At 72.3% G+C, this 19,374-nt stretch carries 16 protein-coding genes; 3 read left to right on the forward strand and 13 right to left on the reverse strand.

Translation table 11 applies throughout. The annotated features are described in order from the left end of the window. Positions 1 to 33 precede the first annotated feature (33 nt). The 7 genes from ACQEVJ_RS37405 to ACQEVJ_RS37435 form a co-directional block, all read right to left on the reverse strand. Complete coding sequence (locus tag ACQEVJ_RS37405) at positions 34 to 1,425, reverse strand: DUF6114 domain-containing protein (RefSeq protein WP_433109400.1); 1,392 nt, start codon at positions 1,423 to 1,425, stop codon at positions 34 to 36. 11 nt (positions 1,426 to 1,436) lie between these two features. Continuing rightward, positions 1,437 to 2,030 (reverse strand): DUF6230 family protein, encoded by a 594-nt coding sequence (locus ACQEVJ_RS37410; protein WP_433109401.1) that lies wholly within the window; start codon positions 2,028 to 2,030, stop codon positions 1,437 to 1,439. Between the two features lie 129 nt (positions 2,031 to 2,159). Further along, positions 2,160 to 3,101, reverse strand: coding sequence for a cation diffusion facilitator family transporter (locus ACQEVJ_RS37415; protein ID WP_433109402.1), 942 nt, complete (start codon positions 3,099 to 3,101; stop codon positions 2,160 to 2,162). A gap of 34 nt (positions 3,102 to 3,135) precedes the next feature. Beyond that, positions 3,136 to 4,290 carry an SIS domain-containing protein gene (locus ACQEVJ_RS37420; protein ID WP_433109403.1) on the reverse strand — a complete coding sequence of 385 codons (1,155 nt, stop codon included), beginning with the start codon at positions 4,288 to 4,290 and terminating at the stop codon, positions 3,136 to 3,138. Further along, entirely contained in the window at positions 4,287 to 4,460 is a 174-nt protein-coding gene (locus ACQEVJ_RS37425) for a Trm112 family protein (RefSeq protein ID WP_433109404.1), read from the reverse strand. Before ACQEVJ_RS37425 ends, ACQEVJ_RS37420 begins: the two co-directional genes overlap by 4 nt. 4 nt (positions 4,461 to 4,464) lie before the next feature. Continuing rightward, complete coding sequence (locus ACQEVJ_RS37430; RefSeq protein ID WP_433109405.1) at positions 4,465 to 5,820, reverse strand: phosphomannomutase/phosphoglucomutase; 1,356 nt, start codon at positions 5,818 to 5,820, stop codon at positions 4,465 to 4,467. Between the two features lie 104 nt (positions 5,821 to 5,924). Further along, the gene (locus ACQEVJ_RS37435; RefSeq protein WP_030509365.1) at positions 5,925 to 6,290 is read right to left on the reverse strand and encodes a DUF3499 domain-containing protein; all 366 of its coding nucleotides are present in this window, start codon (positions 6,288 to 6,290) and stop codon (positions 5,925 to 5,927) included. A 238-nt stretch (positions 6,291 to 6,528) separates the two neighbouring features. Here ACQEVJ_RS37435 and ACQEVJ_RS37440 point away from each other — a divergent pair, with 238 nt between their 5' ends. Next, positions 6,529 to 6,924, forward strand: a complete 396-nt coding sequence (locus ACQEVJ_RS37440) for a metallopeptidase family protein (RefSeq protein WP_433109406.1) — start codon at positions 6,529 to 6,531, stop codon at positions 6,922 to 6,924. Between the two features lie 34 nt (positions 6,925 to 6,958). On the opposite strand, the gene ACQEVJ_RS37445 is transcribed toward ACQEVJ_RS37440, so the two are convergent. From ACQEVJ_RS37445 to ACQEVJ_RS37460, 4 genes are all read right to left on the reverse strand, one after another. Continuing rightward, positions 6,959 to 8,473: a DUF5719 family protein gene (locus ACQEVJ_RS37445; RefSeq protein WP_433109407.1), complete on the reverse strand. Its 1,515-nt coding sequence runs from the start codon at positions 8,471 to 8,473 to the stop codon at positions 6,959 to 6,961. Continuing rightward, entirely contained in the window at positions 8,470 to 11,322 is a 2,853-nt protein-coding gene (locus ACQEVJ_RS37450) for a glycosyltransferase (protein ID WP_433109408.1), read from the reverse strand. Before ACQEVJ_RS37450 ends, ACQEVJ_RS37445 begins: the two co-directional genes overlap by 4 nt. A gap of 163 nt (positions 11,323 to 11,485) precedes the next feature. Beyond that, on the reverse strand, positions 11,486 to 11,743 hold the full coding sequence (locus ACQEVJ_RS37455) for a WhiB family transcriptional regulator (protein ID WP_433109409.1): 258 nt from the start codon (positions 11,741 to 11,743) through the stop codon (positions 11,486 to 11,488). 192 nt (positions 11,744 to 11,935) lie between these two features. Further along, complete coding sequence (locus tag ACQEVJ_RS37460; protein ID WP_433109410.1) at positions 11,936 to 14,017, reverse strand: hypothetical protein; 2,082 nt, start codon at positions 14,015 to 14,017, stop codon at positions 11,936 to 11,938. A gap of 172 nt (positions 14,018 to 14,189) precedes the next feature. Here ACQEVJ_RS37460 and cofD point away from each other — a divergent pair, with 172 nt between their 5' ends. Together cofD and ACQEVJ_RS37470 are read left to right on the forward strand one after the other, a co-directional pair. Further along, entirely contained in the window at positions 14,190 to 15,128 is a 939-nt protein-coding gene (gene cofD / locus ACQEVJ_RS37465) for a 2-phospho-L-lactate transferase (protein WP_433109411.1), read from the forward strand. A gap of 19 nt (positions 15,129 to 15,147) precedes the next feature. Further along, a complete protein-coding gene (locus ACQEVJ_RS37470; RefSeq protein ID WP_433109412.1) occupies positions 15,148 to 16,431 on the forward strand; it encodes a coenzyme F420-0:L-glutamate ligase in 1,284 nt (427 codons plus the stop codon). Positions 16,432 to 16,605: 174 nt separating this feature from the next. Here the strand turns inward: ACQEVJ_RS37470 and ACQEVJ_RS37475 are convergent, their stop codons facing one another. Beyond that, complete coding sequence (locus tag ACQEVJ_RS37475) at positions 16,606 to 18,357, reverse strand: substrate-binding domain-containing protein (protein ID WP_433109413.1); 1,752 nt, start codon at positions 18,355 to 18,357, stop codon at positions 16,606 to 16,608. Between the two features lie 187 nt (positions 18,358 to 18,544). After that, positions 18,545 to 19,336, reverse strand: a complete 792-nt coding sequence (locus ACQEVJ_RS37480; protein ID WP_433109414.1) for a carboxypeptidase-like regulatory domain-containing protein — start codon at positions 19,334 to 19,336, stop codon at positions 18,545 to 18,547. Positions 19,337 to 19,374 lie beyond the last annotated feature (38 nt).

The raw sequence follows: 19,374 nt of genomic DNA on the forward strand, positions 1-19,374 counted from the left end.
GTTCCCGGCGGGAGGCGGGATGGGAGCGGCCGGTCAGGCGCCGACCACGAGGTGCAGGTCGTCCGCGCGCAGGGAGTCGGCCGTGACGTACGGCTGCTCGCTGACGATGTCGGTCATCGTCAGCGGGACGTTCAGGGACGGCACCAGTTTGAGCGCCCTGACCAGGAGGTTCGGATGCTCCGCCGTGAACTCCTGAGGCACGCCGAGGAGCTTGGCGGTCATCTTCGTCGTGCAGATCACCACGTTGCCCTCGAAGGTGAACGTGCTGCCGGTCAGCGTCGTCGGGCCCATCGTCTGCTGGGGCCGCTCCAGCACCGCCTTGTCCATGGTGAAGCGGAGCATCTTGACGGTGCCTGTCGTGGTGGGCATCTCGACCACGCCGGTGAACTTCATGCCGGTCATGGTCAGTGAGGGCGCGCGGACGGCGGCCGTCTCGGTCGCGACCGTCACCGCGCCCCGTGCACCGCCGCCGGGCGTGGCAGAGTCCCCCGGCGCGTCGTCACCGGTCTCCCCGGGCGAGGGACTCTTCCTGCCGGTGAGGGACCCCACGGCGCCCTGCAGGTCCGTGGGCACGGCCGAAGGGACCGCACTGGGCAGGACGCCGTCGAGGACGTCGGACAGGCCGCCGGGAACGGCGCTCGGGACGACACCGGGCAGGAGGGAACCGCCCTGTCCGCCCGGTCCTGGGTCCTCCCGCGCCGTGCCCGTCCCGGCCGCCAGGATGACGGGCAGCACGGCGATGGCCAGTGCCTTGGCCGCGGGCCCCGGACCCCCGTCTCCGCGCCCGCCGCCGCCGGGCCGTACGCCGCCGTCACCGCCACCAGGGTTGTCACCAGAGTCGTCGTCGGGGCCGTCGTCGGGGCCGTCGTCGGGGCCGTCGTCGCCGGAGGCGGGATCCGGCGCGGGATCGGCTTCGCGGCGGACCCGGGCGACCAGGACGCGCGGGCCCTGGTCCGCGGGTTCGGCGGGCTGCTGCGGCCGGGTGGCCTCCAGCCGCTCGTCGCCGCTGACCACCCGGCGCTCGGTGAAGGTGATGCCCCCTTCCGGCAGCCCGGCCGGCGCGGCGGGCGCGATCGGCGCCGTGCCGCCCTCGGTGGTCTCCGCGGGCGCCCAGGCGACCGCGAGCGCGCCTCCGACCAGGCCGAGCAGCATGCCGATCAGGAAGCCGCCCAGGTTGGCGTAGACGAACGACGCGATCGAGACCAGTATGGCGACCACGCCGAGGAAGGCCCGCTGGCCGGGCTGGAGCCAGACCATCAGGCCCAGGATGATCAGCACCAGCGCGATCAGGTAGGTGGCGCCGACCGTGCCCGACTGGATGACGAGCGGCAGGGCCCGGGTCGCGAACGGGATGCTCAGCAGTTCCAGGCCGGCCGCGAGCACCAGCAGGCCGCCCCAGAACGGCCGCGACCGCCGCCATCTCACCGGCCGCTCCATCAGAAGCACTCGTGCTCGCCCGGCTCCACGGCCAGCTTCAGCCCAGGCAGCTTGAACGTGGCCGCGTTGACCGCCCAGGAGACCTGCCGGAAGCCCTTGATGGTGATCCCGCTCGCCTGCTGGCCGAACATGCCCGCCGCGCCCTGGCCGTCCGGCAGCTGGTCGAGGGCGCTGGCGTCGCGGCCCGCCTCCAGCTTGGTGAAGACCGCGTTGCCCTCGATCTGGGTGGCATCGACGATCATGTTCTCGGCGGTCACCGGGTCCTTGCCCGTGCCGGCGGTGATCCGGATGGTCACCGCGCCGACGGGCGACTTCACCAGGACCGTCTGGCACATGTTGGTCAGGGTGGCCTTCCGGATGCCGGAGACGGCGACCGGGATCTTCTGGCCCTTCTTGTTCTCGACCATGCTGCCGTACTGCACGAAGCCCTGGCCCTGCAGCATGTCGGCGGAGACCTTGAAGGTGTCACCCGAGACCACGAACGACGCGCCGATCGCCCCCTCGGCGGTCGCGCCGACCAGCACGGAGGCGACCGCGAGCGCGGGCACGAAGACGAGGGCGAATCGTTTCCACCGCACGCGTCCCTGAATCATGAGTCACCTCCGGGGGTAACCAGCCGTAATGTAAGGGTAAAGTTACCGACCGGTACCACACCGCTGAAGTGACGGTGCATCACATTTCAATCACGGTGCGCAGTGAGAAACGGCTCCCCGTAACGGGGGTTATGCGCCGGTGCGCTGCCCCGAGGCGGCGTCCGCCCGGTAGAGGTCCGGCTCCAGGTAGATCACCCGGGCCATCGGAACCGCCTCGCGGATGCGCCGTTCGGCCTCGTCGATGCCCCGCGCCACCTCGCCGGCGGTGTCGTCGTGCTCCACCGCGATCTTGGCGGCGACCAGCAGCTCCTCCGGGCCGAGGTGCAGGGTGCGCAGGTGGATGACCCGGCTGACCTCGGGCGCGGACTCCAGCGCGGCGCAGATCTTGTCCTCGACCTCGGGCGTCGCGCTCTCGCCGATCAGCAGCGACTTGGTCTCGGCGGCCAGGATGACGGCGATCACCGCGAGCAGCAGGCCGATGCCGAGGCTGCCCACGCCGTCCCACGCGCCGTTGCCGGTGACCGCGGCCATCGCCACGCCGAACAACGCGAAGACCAGGCCGATCAGCGCGCCGAAGTCCTCCAGCAGCACCACCGGCAGCTCGGGGGCCTTCGCCCGGCGGATGAACGCCACCCAGGAGTGCTCGCCCTTGAGCGCTCTCGACTCCTTGATCGCCGTACGGAACGAGAAGCCCTCGGCGACGATCGCGAAGACCAGCACCGCGAAGGCCCAGACGGGCGACTCCACGGGCTGCGGGTCGGCGATCTTGTGCCAGCCCTCGTACAGGGAGAACAGGGCGCCGATCGTGAACAGGACGACGGCCACCACGAACGCGTAGAAGTAGCGCTCCCGGCCGTAGCCGAAGGGGTGCTTGCGGGTGCGCCCCTTGGCGGCGCGCTTGCCGCCGAGTATCAGCAGCGCCTGATTGCCGGAGTCGGCCACAGAGTGGACCGACTCGGCGAGCATCGACGACGACCCGGTGAACAGGAACGCCACGAACTTCGCCACGGCGATCGCCAGGTTGGCGCCGAGCGCCGCGAGGATCGCCTTGGTACCGCCACCCGCACTCACGTTGAACTCCTCAGTTCGATCGGCCGAAGCGATCCTATTGGGAAACTCTGGCCTGGAGTTCCGTAACCGCCGCGGCCGACGCCGGGTCCATCCCGTACCCGAGAGCGAGGTAGACAGTCGCGTAGTCGCACAGGCCGACCAGGGCGGCGAGCCGGTCCAGCGGGTGCACGCCCTCGGCCGGGATCTCGGACACCGGAACCCCCCGGTCCTCGGCCAGCCGAACGGCGGCCGTGCGGGACCTGGTCACCTGCGGGTGCTCCTCCCCGTCGCGCAGCAGGAACAGGCGCAGGCGTGCGCTCTCTCCCGGCTCGTCGGCGAACGGGTCGGCGAAGACGTCCCGCCCCGCGAGGGGGCCGTCGAACGTCACGATCTGGTTGTGGGCGGCCTCGGGCAGCTCCCCCCAGACGGCCGGGTAGCCCGCGTCCTCGCTCAGCCGGGCGGCCAGGCGGTGGGCCGCCACCGCGGCCAGCGGCGAGGTGCCCCAGATGACCGGAAGCGTCCCGGCCAGTTCCATCGCCAGCGTCTTGCCGGGGTTGATGAACGACTCGCTCGACGGGCGGCACCGGTGGGCCAGGTCCTCCAGCCGCTTGGCCACCGACTCGAACTCGCTCTCCCCGGCCGAGACCAGCCCGAGCGCGGCCGCCGCCAGGATCGGCGGCACCACGAGCGACCACAGCGTGGCCCTCGGCTGCCCGGCCACCCCGGTCGCCCCGCCCACCGGCACGTACGGCCCGCCCGCCCGCGCGACCAGCGCCGACAACGGCGTGTCGGGCGCGCCCACGCCGGCGAGGGCGCACCCGCGCCGTACGGCCTCGGCGGTCGCGGCGACGGTCTCCTCGGTCCTGCCGGAGCGGGAGACCGCGATGACGAGATCGGCGGCGCCGACCCAGCCGGGCAGCCGGTGACCGCGCACCGTCACCACCGGGACCGGGGCGCCGTAACGGCACAGCGCCTCGAGTACGTCGCCCGCGAGGGCGGAGGCGCCCATGCCCGCCACGACGATCGCGCGGGGGCGGCCGTCCCGGCCGACCCGCGCCAAGCCGTTCTCCACCGCCGATCGGTAGGCCGCCCGCACCTGGGCGGCCGACGACGCGACGGAGCGGAGCATGCCGGAGGGGTCGCCCTCCATCAGGTATGCCTGGTCGTCGAGCCGGTCGGGCTCGAACCGGGCCCCTCCGGCACCACTCATGCCTTGCGTGCCTCGTCGACGAGGAGCACCGGGATGTCGTCACGCACCGGGTAGACCAGCCCGCACGGCTCCGAGGTGCAGGCCAGCTCCTCCGTGTCGGGCACGGCACGGAGCGGGGACTTGCACGCCGGGCAGGCGAGGATGTCCAGCAGCCAGTCGTCGATCTTCAACTCGTCAGCTCCTTACCACGGCGAGCACTTCGTCCCGGACTGCCGCGACCTTCTCCTCGTCGGCGGCCTCCGCGTTGAGCCGGAGCAACGGCTCGGTGTTTGACGGACGCAGGTTGAACCACCAGTCCGGACCGCTGACGGTGAGTCCGTCCAGCTCGTCGAAGGTAACACCCTCCCGGCCCGCGAAGGTCTCGCGTACCCCCGCCAGGGCGGCGGCCTGGTCCTCGACCCTGCTGTTGATCTCCCCGGACGCGGCGTAGCGCGAGTACTGGGCCAGCACCTCCGACAGCGGCCGGTCCTGCTCGCCCAGTGCGGCGAGCACGTGCAGGGCGGCCAGCATGCCCGAGTCGGCGAACCAGAAGTCCCGGAAGTAGTAGTGGGCCGAGTGCTCGCCGCCGAAGACGGCGCCGGTGCGGGCCATCTCCGCCTTGATGAACGAGTGTCCGACGCGGGTGCGGACCGGCTTGCCGCCGTGCTCGCTGACGATCTCCGGCACGCCCTTGGAGGTGATCAGGTTGTGGATGATCGTGGCGCCGGGGTTCTTGGCCAGCTCCCGCACCGCGACGAGTGCCGTGACGGTGGACGGCGAGACCGACTCGCCCCGCTCGTCGATGACCCAGCACCGGTCTGCGTCGCCGTCGAAGGCGATGCCGATGTCCGCGCCCTGCGAGACGACCGCCTTCTGCAGGTCGCGCAGGTTCTCGGGCTCGATCGGGTTGGCCTCGTGGTTGGGGAAGCTGCCGTCGAGCTCGAAGTAGAGCGGGGTCAGCTCGATCGGCAGGCCCTCGAAGACCTCAGGGACCGTGTAGCCGCCCATGCCGTTGCCGGCGTCCACGACCACCTTCAGCGGCCGGATGTCCGACAGGTCGACCAGCGTCTTCAGGTGGGCGGCGTAGCCCTCGAGCAGGTTGCGCTCGGTCACCGTGCCCTTGCCGGGGTCGCCGCCCAGCCCCGCGTCGAGCAGTTCGGCCGCGCGGTCGCGGATCTCCAGCAGGCCGGTGTCGGTGCCCACCGGCACGGCGCCCGCCCGGCACATCTTCATGCCGTTGTACTTGGCCGGGTTGTGGCTCGCGGTGAACATGACGCCCGGCAGGTTCAGGCTGCCGCTGGCGTAGTAGAGCATGTCCGTCGAGCCGAGCCCGGCGTTGATCACGTCGGCGCCCCTGGAGGTCGCGCCCCGCGCGAAAGCCGCGGCCAGCGGCCCGGACGAGGTGCGCATGTCGTGCGCCATCACCACCGAGGACGCGCCGGTCAGCTCGACGAAGGCCGCTCCGACGGCCTGTGCGATCTCCTCGTCGAGTTCGTCCGGCACCACGCCGCGCACGTCGTACGCCTTGAAGATCCTGTTGAGGTCGGCCACTGCACGCCCCTAAAAGTCGTTAAGTCTTCGCCCTGAGCCTATAGCGCCTGATTGCCCACACAATGAGCCATTCAACGCGCCGCGCGCGGTCTCCTCGCGCGGTCTCATCGCTCCCTGTTGGGCTGGGCGGACTTGAGCACCCGTAGGTGACCTCGGCGGCCCACCTCGACCGCCTGGCCGACGGGCTCGCCGGCGGCGGGAGCGGGGCGCGCGGCCTCGCGGACCGCGTTCGCCAGGGCCTCCAGGTCGTCCCCGCTCGGGGCGACGGACTCGGACGGAAGGCGCACGACCTCCCATCCCCTGGGCGCGGTGAGCCGTTCCGCGTGCTCCGCACACAGGTCGTAACAGTGTGGCTCGACGTACGTCGCCAGGGGGCCGAGTACAGCGGTCGAGTCGGCGTAGACATACGTGAGTGTGAAGACGGCAGGCTGCCTGCAGGCGGTACGGGAACAGCTGCGGACGGGGCTCACGGAGGGACCGTATCCGGTCCGCGTTCACATTGCCACCACCCCGCCGCTCTTATTGAACGTGTCGCCACAATTCAGCGATCTCCGAAGTCGACATGACGTTGATGGGCAAAGCGGACACAACCCGCGGGATCCACCGCACCGGCGGGGAGCGCTCTAAGCTGGCTGCGTGAGCGATCGGAGCGGTGACAGGCCGGATCGAGGGCGGCGGGTTCGCCGGCGTGACCGGCACGGCCGCGGCATGCGCGGCCCCCTCGCGCCCTCGCACGTCCCCATCGCCAAGTCCCGCGGTGAGCGGTTCGACGACCTGGTGCTCGACGCGGTCGACCGGCTCAAGCCGCGGTGGGGCACCCAGCTCGCGTCGGTCGAGTTCGCGGTCGAGGAGGTGCCGCCGGCCGCGGAACTGGTGGACGGGCCCGCCCGGCTGTCCTCCGACCCGATCCCGCTGGGACGGGCGGAGTCGGCCTCGGGGGACGAGCCCGCCGCCGTCGTGCTGTACCGCCGCCCGCTGGAGGCCCGGGCCCGCGACCGCGACCAGCTTGGCACGCTGGTCCTCGACGTGGTCGTCGAACAGGTGGCCAGCCTGCTCGGCCTCACGCCGGAGACGATCGACCCCGGCTACGACGACCGGCACTGATCGGCACTGATCGGCGCTGATCGACGCCGAATCCCTAGGGCAGCACGGCGCCCGGCGAGTCGACGGTCGGGGGCACCAGTGCCCAGGTCCTTGCCATGGCGAGCGGCTGCGCGGTGACCAGCTGGCCGTCCTTGGCCGCCTCGTCGAGGACGCGCCCGCCGTACACGGGCCCCGAGCCGGGCAGCGGCCGTACGACGACGCTGAAGCCGCCCTTGCTTCCCTTCGGCGGCGCGAGCCTGAGCTCCTTGGTGCGGGCGGCCGGCAGCTTCACCTCGACCGGGGCGGGCGCCTCACCCTTCGTGGGCAGCAGCCGAACCTCCACGGCGGCCGCCGCGAAGGGCGCCGACAGCACCAGCCAGGACGTCTGCTTGCCCTCCGCCCGGCCGTCCGCGACGACACTGCCGAGGTCGACGGAGGCGGCGCCGGCCGTGAAGGCGACGTCCTGTCTGGCCCCCGTTCCGGTGATCTTCAGGCCCGCCACGATCGGGACGTCGGACTCCAGCACCAGCGCGGCCGGCTGCCCGCCGATCCCGGTGGACAGGTCGAGCGAGGACGCCGAGCCGGCCGGCACCTCCATCGTCTCCTTGTTCTTCAGCGCGTAGGAGCCGTCCTCAAGCACGGCCCTGATCCGCACGACCGTGTCCCGGTCCCCCGGCGTGGCGACGTACAGCTCCCGCTGCCCGGCGGTGCCGGGGATGCCGGGGACGACGACCCGGGTGGCGGGGGCGGCGGCGACGGGCAGCCAGTCGACGCCCCTGCCCGCACCCAGCACGGCCTTCACCGCGGCGGCCACCCGGCCGCTGCGGGTGCTCACCTGCAGGGCCATGATCAGCGGAGAGGGCGCGAGGTCGCGCAACCTGATCACGCGGTGCTGGCCGGGCTTGACGACGACGCCGTTGCCGCGCTCGCTCAGCACCGGGCCTTCTCCCGAATAGACCATGAACGAGACGTTGGCCGGGGCCGAGTCGGGGTTGGCGAGGTAGAGCGTCATCTCCGCCGCGGCCGGCCCCGGCCCGATGAACCAGCTCTCGGCTCCCGGCTCGACGCAACGCACTCCGGCGAGCCCCCGCTGGGTGCCCGACGTCTCGCGCGCGGTCTGGGCGCTCTCCAGCCCGGCGGCCATCGAACCGGTGGCGTCGACCACGAGCGGACCACCCCCGGCGCCGACCTCGCGCTGCCACAGCAGGCCCGGCCGGTCGATCACGTCGTCCTTGCCGCCGCCCTTCTCCTCCGGAGCCCTGATCGCGGACAGGGTGGCGCTTCCCTGGCCCTGATTCTGCTGCTCCTGGTTCTGCTGCTCCTCGTTCTGCTGCTCCTCGTTCTGCTGCTCCTCGTTCTGCTGCTCCTGGGCGGGGGTCACCACGCTCACCCGGCTGCCGGACGGCGCCGGGCACACGGCGGTCACCGACTCCACCGGCGCCTTGACGGCCTGCGGACGCACCTGAGCGGCCGGCGCGGGCCGGCTGACGAAGGCCACGCCGTACAACGCGCCCAGCGCGACCAGCACCAGGGCGAGCAGGCCGAAGCGGTTCTCGATCAGTCTCCTCACGCCGGCACCCGATCTTCCTTCGCTCGGCGGCGGCCCCGTGGCCCTTCCTCTACAGGCGCGTCGGCGTAGTCGCCCTCCGGCTCCTTCGTACGGGCCCCGGGCGAGGCCAGGATCAGCACGAGCACGAGCAGCCCGCCCTGGGCCCACAGCCAGCCCCGATGCAGCGCGCCCGCGGTCGCCGGCGGCGGGGGCGTCGTCACCTGGCCGGCCACCCGCCACAGGCCGCCCGTCTCCGAGAGGCTCACCCTGACCAGGGCGGGCTGCGAGTCGAGCGCCCGTTGCAGGTCGGGGTCGACGGCGCCGGGCACCGTCACGAAGCGGACCCCGGACAACGCGAGCGTCTGGACGTACGTGCTTCCCCGGCCCGAGGCGAGCCCGGCGACCGCGGTCGCGAAACGGTCGCTCGCCTCCCGGGGCGGTTCGAGGTCGGACTCGCCGATCAGCGGGCCCCGGCCGCGCATCAGCGTGTAGCCGACCTTGCCGTCCCTCGGACGCAGCAGGAGGGTGCCCTCGCCGTGCTCCGACTGGAGCGCGGCGAGCACCGGCACCGGGTCGCTCAGGTCGCCTCGCAGCGGGTCGCCCGCGCCCCTGGTCACCCACAGCGCGGCGGTGGCGAGCGGGGTCGCGAAGGCGACCGCGACGATCAGCATCGCGCCGAGGCGGCGCAGCCCGCGCGCGGCGCGGAACTCGGCGATCCGGTGCGCCTGGTGCCCCGCGGCCACCAGCAGGCCCGTCGCCGCGAACGCCAGCGGCACCCCCGGCCACGCCGCGTCGCTGATCCGGCTGACCACGATCGCCACCAGCAGCCCGAAGAGCATGACGCCCCAGCCGATGGCGACGACCATCTGGTGACGCCGCAGCAGCAGCGCGGCCAGCGCGACCGCGATCAGGCCCGCCGTCGCCCACACAGGCGGCACCCCCGGCCCGCCGGGGCTCAGCATGAGCAGGGACTCGGCGCCGAGGCGGGGGTCGGTGAGGCTGCCGTCGTGCAGGCCTGACTCGAGCAGGATGCGTCCCGGCTCCCTGGCGAGCTGGACCAGCCACGGGAACAGCAGGACGACCGGGGTGCCGAGGCCGATCACGAGCGACCGCCTGACGCCCTTGCGGATGCCTCCGAACGACACCGCGGCGAGGCCGCCGAGGATCGCCACCAGCACGTACACGAGCGGAACGAAGGCCGTGCCCACGGTCAGGAGCAGGCCGAAGCCCCAGGCCGACCGGCGCGACCCGGCGATCACCCTCGTGGCGAGCGCCGCGTAGACGGGCAGCAGCACGATCACGATCGCGGTGCCGAGCCGACCGCCCGCCACCACGCCCGTCGTGACCGGCAGCAGGGCGTAGGTGGCGGCCAGCCAGACCCGTGCGGGCGTGTACGAGATCATCCGCTTGGTCGCCGCGTACGCCGAGACCCCGGCCAGCGGCACGCAGCCGAGCAGCACCACGGCCACGGCCAGCCACGTCTTGCCCAACGCGATCGCCGACAGCCCGGCCAGCACGGCGACGTACGGCGGGGCCCAGGTCTGCGAGCCGAGCCCGGTGGCGTGGTGGTCCTCGATGTAGAGCCGCCACAGGTCGGACGCGCCCCCGGTGACCGGCACCAGAGCGCCGCCCCCCAGATGCCCTCCGGAGGACAGGAGCCCGGGCAGCAGCGTCCGTTCGGCGGCCAGCGTGATCGCCGCCAGGATCAGGCAGAGCACCACGCCGGGGCTGCTGAACACGCGCTGCACGCCGCCCGAGTCGGTCAGCAGTTCGTCGCCGTCGTCCTCCTGGGGGCGGTCCGCGGCCGCGTGGTGACGGCCCGCCGAGTCCACCGGGCCGACTCCGGCGAGGAAGCCCTGCACCATGTCGGCGAGCCGCCGCAACGCGGCGCCCGGCGGGGTGAGCTTGCGCCGGATCGCGGGCCAGCCCTGCTTCCTGCTCTTCTTCCTGGCCTTGCGGGCCCGCCGCAGGCGCAGCGGATGGCCGATGACCGAGCCGAGCGCGGCCAGTTCGTCGAGGGCGTTGGCCGGCTGCTTGGCCAGCAGGAACAGCAGGGCCCGCAGCACGGACCCGAGGACGTTGCGCAGCACCGACCGCACGAGCGCGCCGAACGGCAGGTTCGCCATCAGGACGAACAGGCCGTTGCGCCGGTCGAGCCTGCGCGGGTGCTCCTCGCTGGAGGCGATCCTGCGGCGCCGCCGCGCCGACGCCTCGGCGTGCCAGGCCACCGCGTCGCTCACGTTGAGCACGCGGTGCCCGGCTGTACGGGCCCGCCAGCACAGGTCGAGGTCGTCGCGGAACAGCGGCAGCGCCGTGTCGAGGCCGGACAGCTCGTCCCAGACGTCCCTGCGGATGAGCATGCCCGCCGTGGAGACCGACAGGACGTCGGCGATCCCGTCGTGCTGGCCCTGGTCGTACTCTCTCGGCTCCAGGCCGGTGTCGCGCCGTCCCGACCTGCTGACGGTCACGCCCATCTCGAGCAGCACCCGCCGGTCGAGCCAGTCGCGCAGCTTGGGGCCGAGGATGGCGGCCTTGGGATCCTGCTCGGCGGCCCACAGCAGGGCCTGCAGCGCGTGCGCGTCGGGCGCGCAGTCGTCGTGGAGCAGCCAGACCCATTCCTGGCCGGGCGCGGGCGGCAGCCGCCGCAGCACCTCGTGAACGGCCTCGCCGAACCCGGTGGACCGGGGCAGGGTCAGCACGTTGCCCGAACCGAACGCCTCGGTCAGCAGCGTCCCGCTGCCGTCACGGCTGCCGTTGTCGACGCCGACGACACGGTCGAGAGGCCGGGTCTGGCGCAGCAGCGCGGCCAGCGTCTCCTTGAGCCAGCGGGCGCCGTCGTGAGCGACGACGATCGCGGTCACCGAGTGCACGTCGAGTCCTATGGTCGTACGGCTGAGCGCCGACCACGATACGGCAACCCGGACTCACCCGATCACATCCAGGCGAAACAGGATGTCAGCCACGAGCCAGACATGAGCGCGGGGCCGCGCGCCGAGCGCACGGCCCCGTCCGCGTCGGTGTCAGGACGACGGCCTACACGGCCTGGCGCTTGATCTTGCGCCTTTCCCGCTCGGACAGGCCGCCCCAGATGCCGAAACGCTCATCATGCTGAAGCGCGTATTCAAGGCACTCCGTGCGTACCTCACACGAACGGCACACCTTCTTGGCTTCCCTCGTGGAACCGCCCTTTTCAGGAAAGAACGCCTCGGGGTCGGTCTGCGCACACAAAGCGCGCTCCTGCCACCCCAGATCTTCCTCATCGAGCGCCTGTGCCATGACCAGATCGGTCATTGCACACCTCCCTGTCGCTCGCCCGCCCACATGGAGCCCCCCATAAAAACGCCTGCCCTATACCCACCCTTGGGAAGGCGTAACAACATGTCTGTAATTACACGCGCGTGGCGCGTGTGGCGTCAAGCGGCATAACGATACCCGGGGAAAGACCTGCTCGCCCCGGTTCGTACGCCCCGATCTACGGTCCTATCAGCGTTCGGAACCATACCAAGGGAGGTCGGGGTCGGTTCTGCGGCCTGCCTGATCGGGGGCGGAACCTTCCTCATACTTTGCCTGCGACCGATCCGGCGTGTAGATGGCCGTCGGGTCGAGCGGCTCCTCCCTGCGCAGCGGGTCGCTGAGCGGGTCTCCGCGGTAGGCGGAGGGGTCGAAGCGGAGCGTCTGGTCGGCGGGGCCGGGCGCCGGGGGCTGGAACGGCGGGGGCTCGGACTGGGGGTGGCCGAGCGGGTTGTCGTAGTACTCCGGCAGGTCCTGCGGGCCGGTGGGGTGGTCCGGCAGGGCGCCCTTCCGGTAGCTCTGCGCCTGCTGGTAGGCCTGCGCGAGCTGCTGCTCCCTCGGGTCGGCCGGGCCCTCGTACGCGGGGGGAGCGTCGAAGGCCGGGCTACCGGCCGCGTGATCGGCGGCCTGGTGGGCGTGCGCCGGGCCCGAGTACCCGGAGAACGGCGACCCCTGTCCGTACGACTGGTCCTGCTCGTACGGCCTGGCCTCGGGGGCGGGCCGGCCGGCCAGGGGGTCGTAGGAGGGCTGGTCGTAGGAGGGCTGGCCGTGGGAGGGCTGGCCGTGGGAGGGCTGGCCGTAACCCCGGGGGTCGGGGGCACCGGGACCGCCGGGCACGGCGGGAGGAGCGCTCGGGAACTGCCCGTAGCCGCCGGAGTCCGTCTGCTGGCCCGCGTAGCCGTACTGGTCGAACACCGGGCCCTGCGGCGGCGGGGAGTAGTCGGGCCGCTGGGGCGCCGGCGGCTCGGGCTGCGCGGGGTACGCGCCGTAGTCGGGGTAGTGCGCGCCGGTCTGGACGTCATGCAGCGCAGGCCGGGGCTGCTGCTGCGCCTGTCCGTGGCCGGGGCCCTGGGCGGGAGCCGGGGCGCCGGGCTGACCGAACGGCGGAGGCTGCGGGGCGGTCGGGGCAGGAGCGTAGGAGGGCTGCCGCTGCTCGTATTCCTGGCTGTAAACGTCCTGGGGCCGCTCCTGGCCGAAGGCGCCCTGGCCTCGCTCCTGGGCGTACTGGTCCTGCCCGTACTGGTCCTGCCCGTACTTTTCCTGACCGTACTGTTCCTGCGCGAACTGGTCCTGGGCGAACTGGTCCTGGGCATACTGCTGGTGCTCGGCGTACCGGTGCTCGGCGGGCGGCAGCTGGGGGTGGGCCGACGTCGGCGCGCTCTGCCCGTACGCGGGTCCCTGCGGCTGGCTCTGCGACTGACTCTGGGGCTGACTCTGCGGCTGGCCCTGGTGGGGGGCGTCGTACTGGCCGCTGGGGGCGGCGGCGGGCGGAGCAGCGGGCGGTGCGGCGTGCGGAGCGCCCTGGGGGCCGTTCTGCCCGGGGAGGGGGTTGTTCTGCGGGTCGCCCGGGGCGGGGTGGCCGAACTGCTGCTGACCGGGAACCTGCTGACCAGGCATCTGCTGACCGGGCATCTGCTGATTGGGCACCGCGCCGGGGTGGGGGTGGTGGGCCGGGGCGCCCGCTCCCGCCGCTCCAGGGACCTCGCCGTACCCCTGCGGTGCCTGGGGACCGTGCGACCCGTGGGGGCCCTGAGGGCCCTGGGGCAGCGCCGGGGCGTACGACTGGGGCGGGTAGGCGTCCTCGCGCCTGCCGAAGTAGTCGCCCGCGGGTTCCCTGGCGGGCTGGAGCGCCGAGGCCGTGCTCAGCGCGAACAGCGCGCCGAAGACGGCGAGCGCGATCATCGGCAGTCCGCTGATCAGATATTCGAACCGGTCGCGGAAGGACAGCATGTCGCCCACGAGCACGCCCAGCACGCTGATCACGCCGAAGACGATGCCGAGACCGAGCGACCCGGCCGCGCCGAACGTCACCAGGCGGGCCCGGGGGGTGGGCGCGCCGGCCTTGGCGACGAGCAGCACGGCGCCGGCCGCGAGCGCGGTCGAGACCGGGGACACGAGGGAGTACAGGCTCGCCGCCGCGCGGACGCCGAAGGTGCTGCTCACCGTGGGGCCGATCAGCAGGCGCGCGATGCTCACGAGGACACTGGTGATCACCACCGCGAGCATCGTCCACGCGGCCGGCTCGCGGAGCCGGCCGGTATCGACCTTGAGCACGACTACCCCCATTGGTCCAAACGGCACTCGGGGAAGTTTTGCACATGACTGACTTAAGCGTCGGCAGACCCAAGAACCTCACAAGCCGAACACACCCTACATATGGCTGTTCATCCCGGTGCTGGGGGTGGGTGTCGACGATCCCGCGAGCGGCCGATGGAAGACTGACGGCATGCGCATCGTGTCCCTCGCCGGAGGAATCGGCGGCGCCCGGTTCCTCCGAGGTCTCAAGGCGGCGGCCCCCGATTCCGAGATCACCGTGATCGGCAACACCGGCGACGACATCACCCTGTTCGGCCTTCGCGTGTGCCCTGACCTCGATACGGTCATGTACACGCTGGGCGGCGGCATCAACGAGGAACAGGGCTGGGGACGGGCCGATGAAACGTTCACGGTGAAGGAGGAGCTCGCCGCGTACGGCATGGAGCCGCAGTGGTTCGGCCTCGGCGACCGGGACTTCGCCACCCACATCATCCGCACCCAGATGCTGGCTGCCGGATATCCGCTCTCGCAGGTGACCGAGGCCCTGTGCGACCGATGGCGGCCCGGGGTGCGGCTGCTGCCGATGTCGGACGACCGCACCGAGACCCACGTGGTCGTCTCCGACGAGGCCGGCAGGAGGGCCGTCCACTTCCAGGAGTGGTGGGTGCGGCTACGCGCCTCCGTACCGGCCGAGCAGATCGTGCTCGTCGGCGCGGACGAGGCCCGTCCCGCGCCCGGCGTGCTCGACGCCATCGCGGAGGCGGATTTCGTCATCCTCCCGCCGTCCAACCCGGTCGTCAGCATCGGCACGATCCTCCAGATCCCGGGCATCCGGGCGGCCCTGGAGGACAAGACGGTCGTCGGCGTCTCCCCCATCATCGGGGGCGCGCCGGTGCGCGGCATGGCCGACGCCTGCCTGACGGCGATCGGCGTGGAGACGAGCGCCCAGGCCGTCCTGGAGCTGTACGGCTCCGCGCTGCTCGACGGCTGGCTCGTGGCCGAGGAGGACAAGGGCGTGGCGCTCGACGGCGTGGTGGTGGAGCCCCGTCCGCTCCTGATGAGCGACCCCGAGGCCACGAGGGACATCGCCGCCGCGGCCCTCGCCCTGGCCGGATCCGTCAGGTCCTGAATCCATGTCAGAGGAGCACATGCCCCAGATCACTGTCAGCGGCGTGCCCGGCCTGCCCGAGGTGCGGCCCGGCGACGACATCGCCCTGCTCGTGGCGCAGGCCGCGCCCGACCTCCGGGATGGCGACATCCTGGTCGTGACCTCCAAGATCGTGAGCAAGGCCGAAGGCCGGATCCGCCAAGGCGACAGCCGTACGGCCACGATCGAGGAGGAGACCCGGCGCGTGGTCGCGCGGCGCGGGGACACGGTCATCGCGCAGACGCGGCACGGCTTCGTGATGGCCGCGGCCGGCGTCGACGCCTCCAACACCTCCCCCGGCACCGTGCTGCTGCTGCCCGAGGACCCGGACGCCTCGGCGGGCCGGATCCGCCAGGGGCTGCGCGAGCGGCTCGCCGTGCGGGTCGGGGTGATCGTCTCCGACACCTTCGGCCGGCCCTGGCGGTACGGCCTGACCGACGTCGCCATCGGCGCGGCCGGTGTGCGGCCGCTTGAGGACCTGCGCGGCGGCGCCGACGGCTACGGCAACCCGCTCAACGCCACCGTCACGGCGCTGGTCGACGAGATCGCGGCGGCGGGCGACCTGGCGAAGGGCAAGCTGTCCGGCGTTCCCGTGGCCGTCGTCCGCGGGCTGGGCGACCTGGTGACCGACGAGGACGGCCCGGGCGGGCGGGTCCTCGTCCGCCCCGCCGACGAGGACATGTTCCGGTACGGCTCGGCCGACGTCGTCTTCGCCCGCCGCACGATCCGCGAGTTCTCCGCCGCAGAGGTGGACTCCGCGGCCGTACGGCGGGCCGTGGCCGCCGCCGTCGCCGCGCCCGCCCCCCACCACACCACCCCGTGGCGGTTCGTGCTGCTGGAGACCCCGCGGGCGCGCACGGAACTGCTCGACGCGATGCGGGACGCCTGGATCGAGGACCTGCGCTCCGACGGCTTCTCCGAGGAGTCGATCGCCCGGCGGATCCGGCGCGGCGACGTGCTCAGGAACGCGCCCTACCTGGCGGTGCCGTGCCTGGTGATGGACGGCTCGCACACCTACAGGGACGAGCGCAGGAACGCCGCCGAGCGGGAGATGTTCGTGGTGGCCACCGGCGCCGGCGTGCAGAACTTCCTGGTCCAGCTCGCCGTGCAGGGGCTGGGCTCGGCGTGGGTGTCGTCCACGATGTTCTGCCGCGACGTGGTGCGCAAGGTGCTCGGCCTGCCGCAGAACTGGGATCCCATGGGCGCCGTGGCCATCGGCCATCCCGCCGCGCCGCCGAGGGACCGGCCGCCGCGCGACCCGGCCGACTTCTACGTCACGCGTTGAGCGTCAGGACCACTGCCGCTCCATGTACCACTCCTGGTCCGCGAGGGTGTCGCAGGTCCACTGGATGACCTTCTTCCCCTTGCGGACCTCCCCCTTGCCGATGGTCAGGCACAGCCCGGTCTTGGCGTTCCTGGGTGGCCGCGGCGGAGGCGGGCGCGGCGACGGACCGGCTCGTCAGCGAGGCGAGCAGGTCGGGTGGCACAGGCGCCGGGCCAGCGCCGACAGGAACACGTCGATGATCTGGCCCGGCTCCTGTGCCACGTAGAGCTGGCCGTTGGTGGCCGAGACGATCTCGTCGAGCGCCGGCCTGTCGGCGGCCTTGCCGAACGCGACCACGATGATCTGCACCGGCTTGTCCGGGTCCCACTCCTTGTGCAGCCTCTCGACGAGCTCGCGCCGCGACACGCCCTTCCCGTCGTCCACGCCCGCCGTCAGCAGCAGCAGGGCGTTGCTCATGAGCGGGTCGTAGCCCTTCGACACCGACCGGAAGCCGGCGTCGATCGCGTCGTACAGCGAGCTGCTCCGGTCGCCGAGCGCCTTGATGCCGTCGGCCACCCGGAACAGGGCGGTCCTGCGGATCTCCTCCTGGCCGTCGTCGGGTTTGGTGATCGGGCCGAGGCCGATCAGCTCGCGGTGGTCCTCACTGTCCTTCATGTCGCGGGCGAACTCCCACAGGCCCATGTGGGTCTCGTTCGGAAACAGCTGCAGGCCGAGCTTGGCCGCCTCGACCGCGACGTCCAGCCGGGTCTTTCCGCCCGCCTTTATCGGCTCGGCGTTCTCCTTCGACACGTCGGCCAGCACGAGGATCCGGCTCGGCGGGGCCAGCCTGCTCCACGCCTCCAGCGCCTCGTCGATCACCTCGGCCGTGATCGACGGCCGCGGGCGCGGCCGCTCGGTCGGAATGTCCGCACCGGTCACGAACGGCGGCTGCCCGTCGGCCCCGCGGAACCCGGCCTTCCGCACGGCCTCCTGCGTGGCCGCCGACCGCAGCCACGCCGCGAACAGCCGCGAGGCCGCCGCCCGGTCGGGGTCCGCGGCCGTCACGACGTACGGGTAGTCGAGGTTGATCGTGCCCTCCTTGGGCTGGAGGGCGACCACGGGCTCGGCCCCGCTCGCGCGGTTGTGCGCCCACACCGACTGCTCGGGGACGATCACCACGGGACGCGACCAGAAGCCGGGGGCGTCCACCGCGCCGAGCATGCTGCGGTAGTCGGGAGCCGATCCCGCCTGCGCCATGCGCACGAACGCGGTGAGGTCGCGGTCGGCCTTCTCGCCGGTGCCGACGATGTCGCGGGCCGCGGCGACGGTCGCGATCCCCGCCCCCGACACCGACGGGTCGGGGATGCGCACGATGTCCGGCTCGTGCTCGGTCGGCTGGAGACGTCCCCGCACGGTGGCGGGGAAGACCATGTCCCAGCTCATGGCCGTCCCCCCGGCGGCGAACCGCTCGGCGAGCGAGCGCCGGGTGGCGAAGACCAGCGGGGAGGTCGCGACGACGGTCTGGTCGGCGGCGATGTCCTGCCCGCCCTGCTTGCGGGCCAGCCGCACCCACACAGAGGAGTCGGCGATCCAGCCGTCCGGGCGGCCGGGCAGGACGCCGGCCCGGTCGCCGATCAGCGTGCGGAGCACCGGCGCGGGAGGCTGCTCGGCCACCTGGACCTGGACGCACCGCCCCTCCACGCCCGCGCCGGAGGCGTTGAACCGCTCGGCCGCGTCCATCACGGGCGGCGCGACGTCCACGGCCGCGGCGACGCTCACGAGGATCGGATCCCGGGCGGAACACGTTCCCGTCGAGCGTGTGAGGAAGAGGACGGCCCCCGCCGCGACGATCGCCACGGCCGCCAGGACCGCGACCACGCCCTTCCACCTGGCCTGCCTGCGCCGCCGCTCGACGGCGAAGGCGACGCGGTGACGACCGGACGGCACGGTGCGGGTCCTTCCCAGTTCTCATGACCGGTGCAGCGGCACTGTGGTTCTGGGTGCCAGAGGCACTGTGGTTCTGGGTGCCAGAGGCACTGTGATTCTGCCCGCCCACCCCGCATCCGGCGCAAGAGCGAAATAGAACTTGTTATATACAGCGCGTCCAATTACGACCGCCGCCGGCCCGTCCGCATCACCCCTGTGGGAGCCCGAGCTCCAACTCGATCCAGTAGATGCCGGTCATGAGAGGGGTGAACTCGGCGACGACCTCCTCCGCGTAGTCGCCGCCGTTGAGGAGCTTCACCCTGAGAGGGCGGCCCTCGTAGTCGGCCGCGATCCGGTAGCGGCCGATGGGTACGTCCTCCAGGCCCGAGCCGTCCCCGTTCCGGGTCGCCCGTCGCACGATCCGGGTTCCCTCGGAGCCGTCGATCAGCGGACCGTCCGGGGTGAGGGTGAGCCGCACCTTCTCGTCGTCCAGGAAGGCGCCCGCGTTGATCTGGTCGTTCAGGTCCACACGGAACAGCACCTTGCCCCCGTAGAAGCCGAGATCGTCGGGCTTCTTCCCCGAGAGTCTCCAGGTGAAGTTCCTGATCGCGCCGCTCGGCCCGGCGAACGGCGCGTCGTCGTCGGGCGCCAGGCTCAGGGTGTACTCCTGGCCGTTGTACCGTCTGATCACCGTCCCTGACGCGTGGAAGGTCGCCCTGAAGTCGGTGGCGACGCGGTAGAGGCCGTCGCCACCGGTCCGCACGACCTCGTTGCTGTTGTAGAGCAGCTGATTATCGGCGACGATCTCGGCCCCCTCGATGGGCCTGCCCTGCGCGTCGACCACCCGCCCCTTCAGCACGCCGGGTTCGACCTCCCCGAGTCCCCCGCCCCGCCCGGACCGTTCCTCGCGCACCGAACCGCTCACCTGGCCTTCCTCCAAGATCCCGCATCCGCTCAGGGCCGCCGTCAGCAGGACGCCGAGCGCGACTCGTCTCTCCATGCCAACGGACATTAAGATCATGATCTTGCAACCGGCTT

This window comes from Microbispora sp. CA-102843, from assembly GCF_050936215.1.
In the GTDB taxonomy this organism is placed as follows: Bacteria; Actinomycetota; Actinomycetes; order Streptosporangiales; family Streptosporangiaceae; genus Microbispora.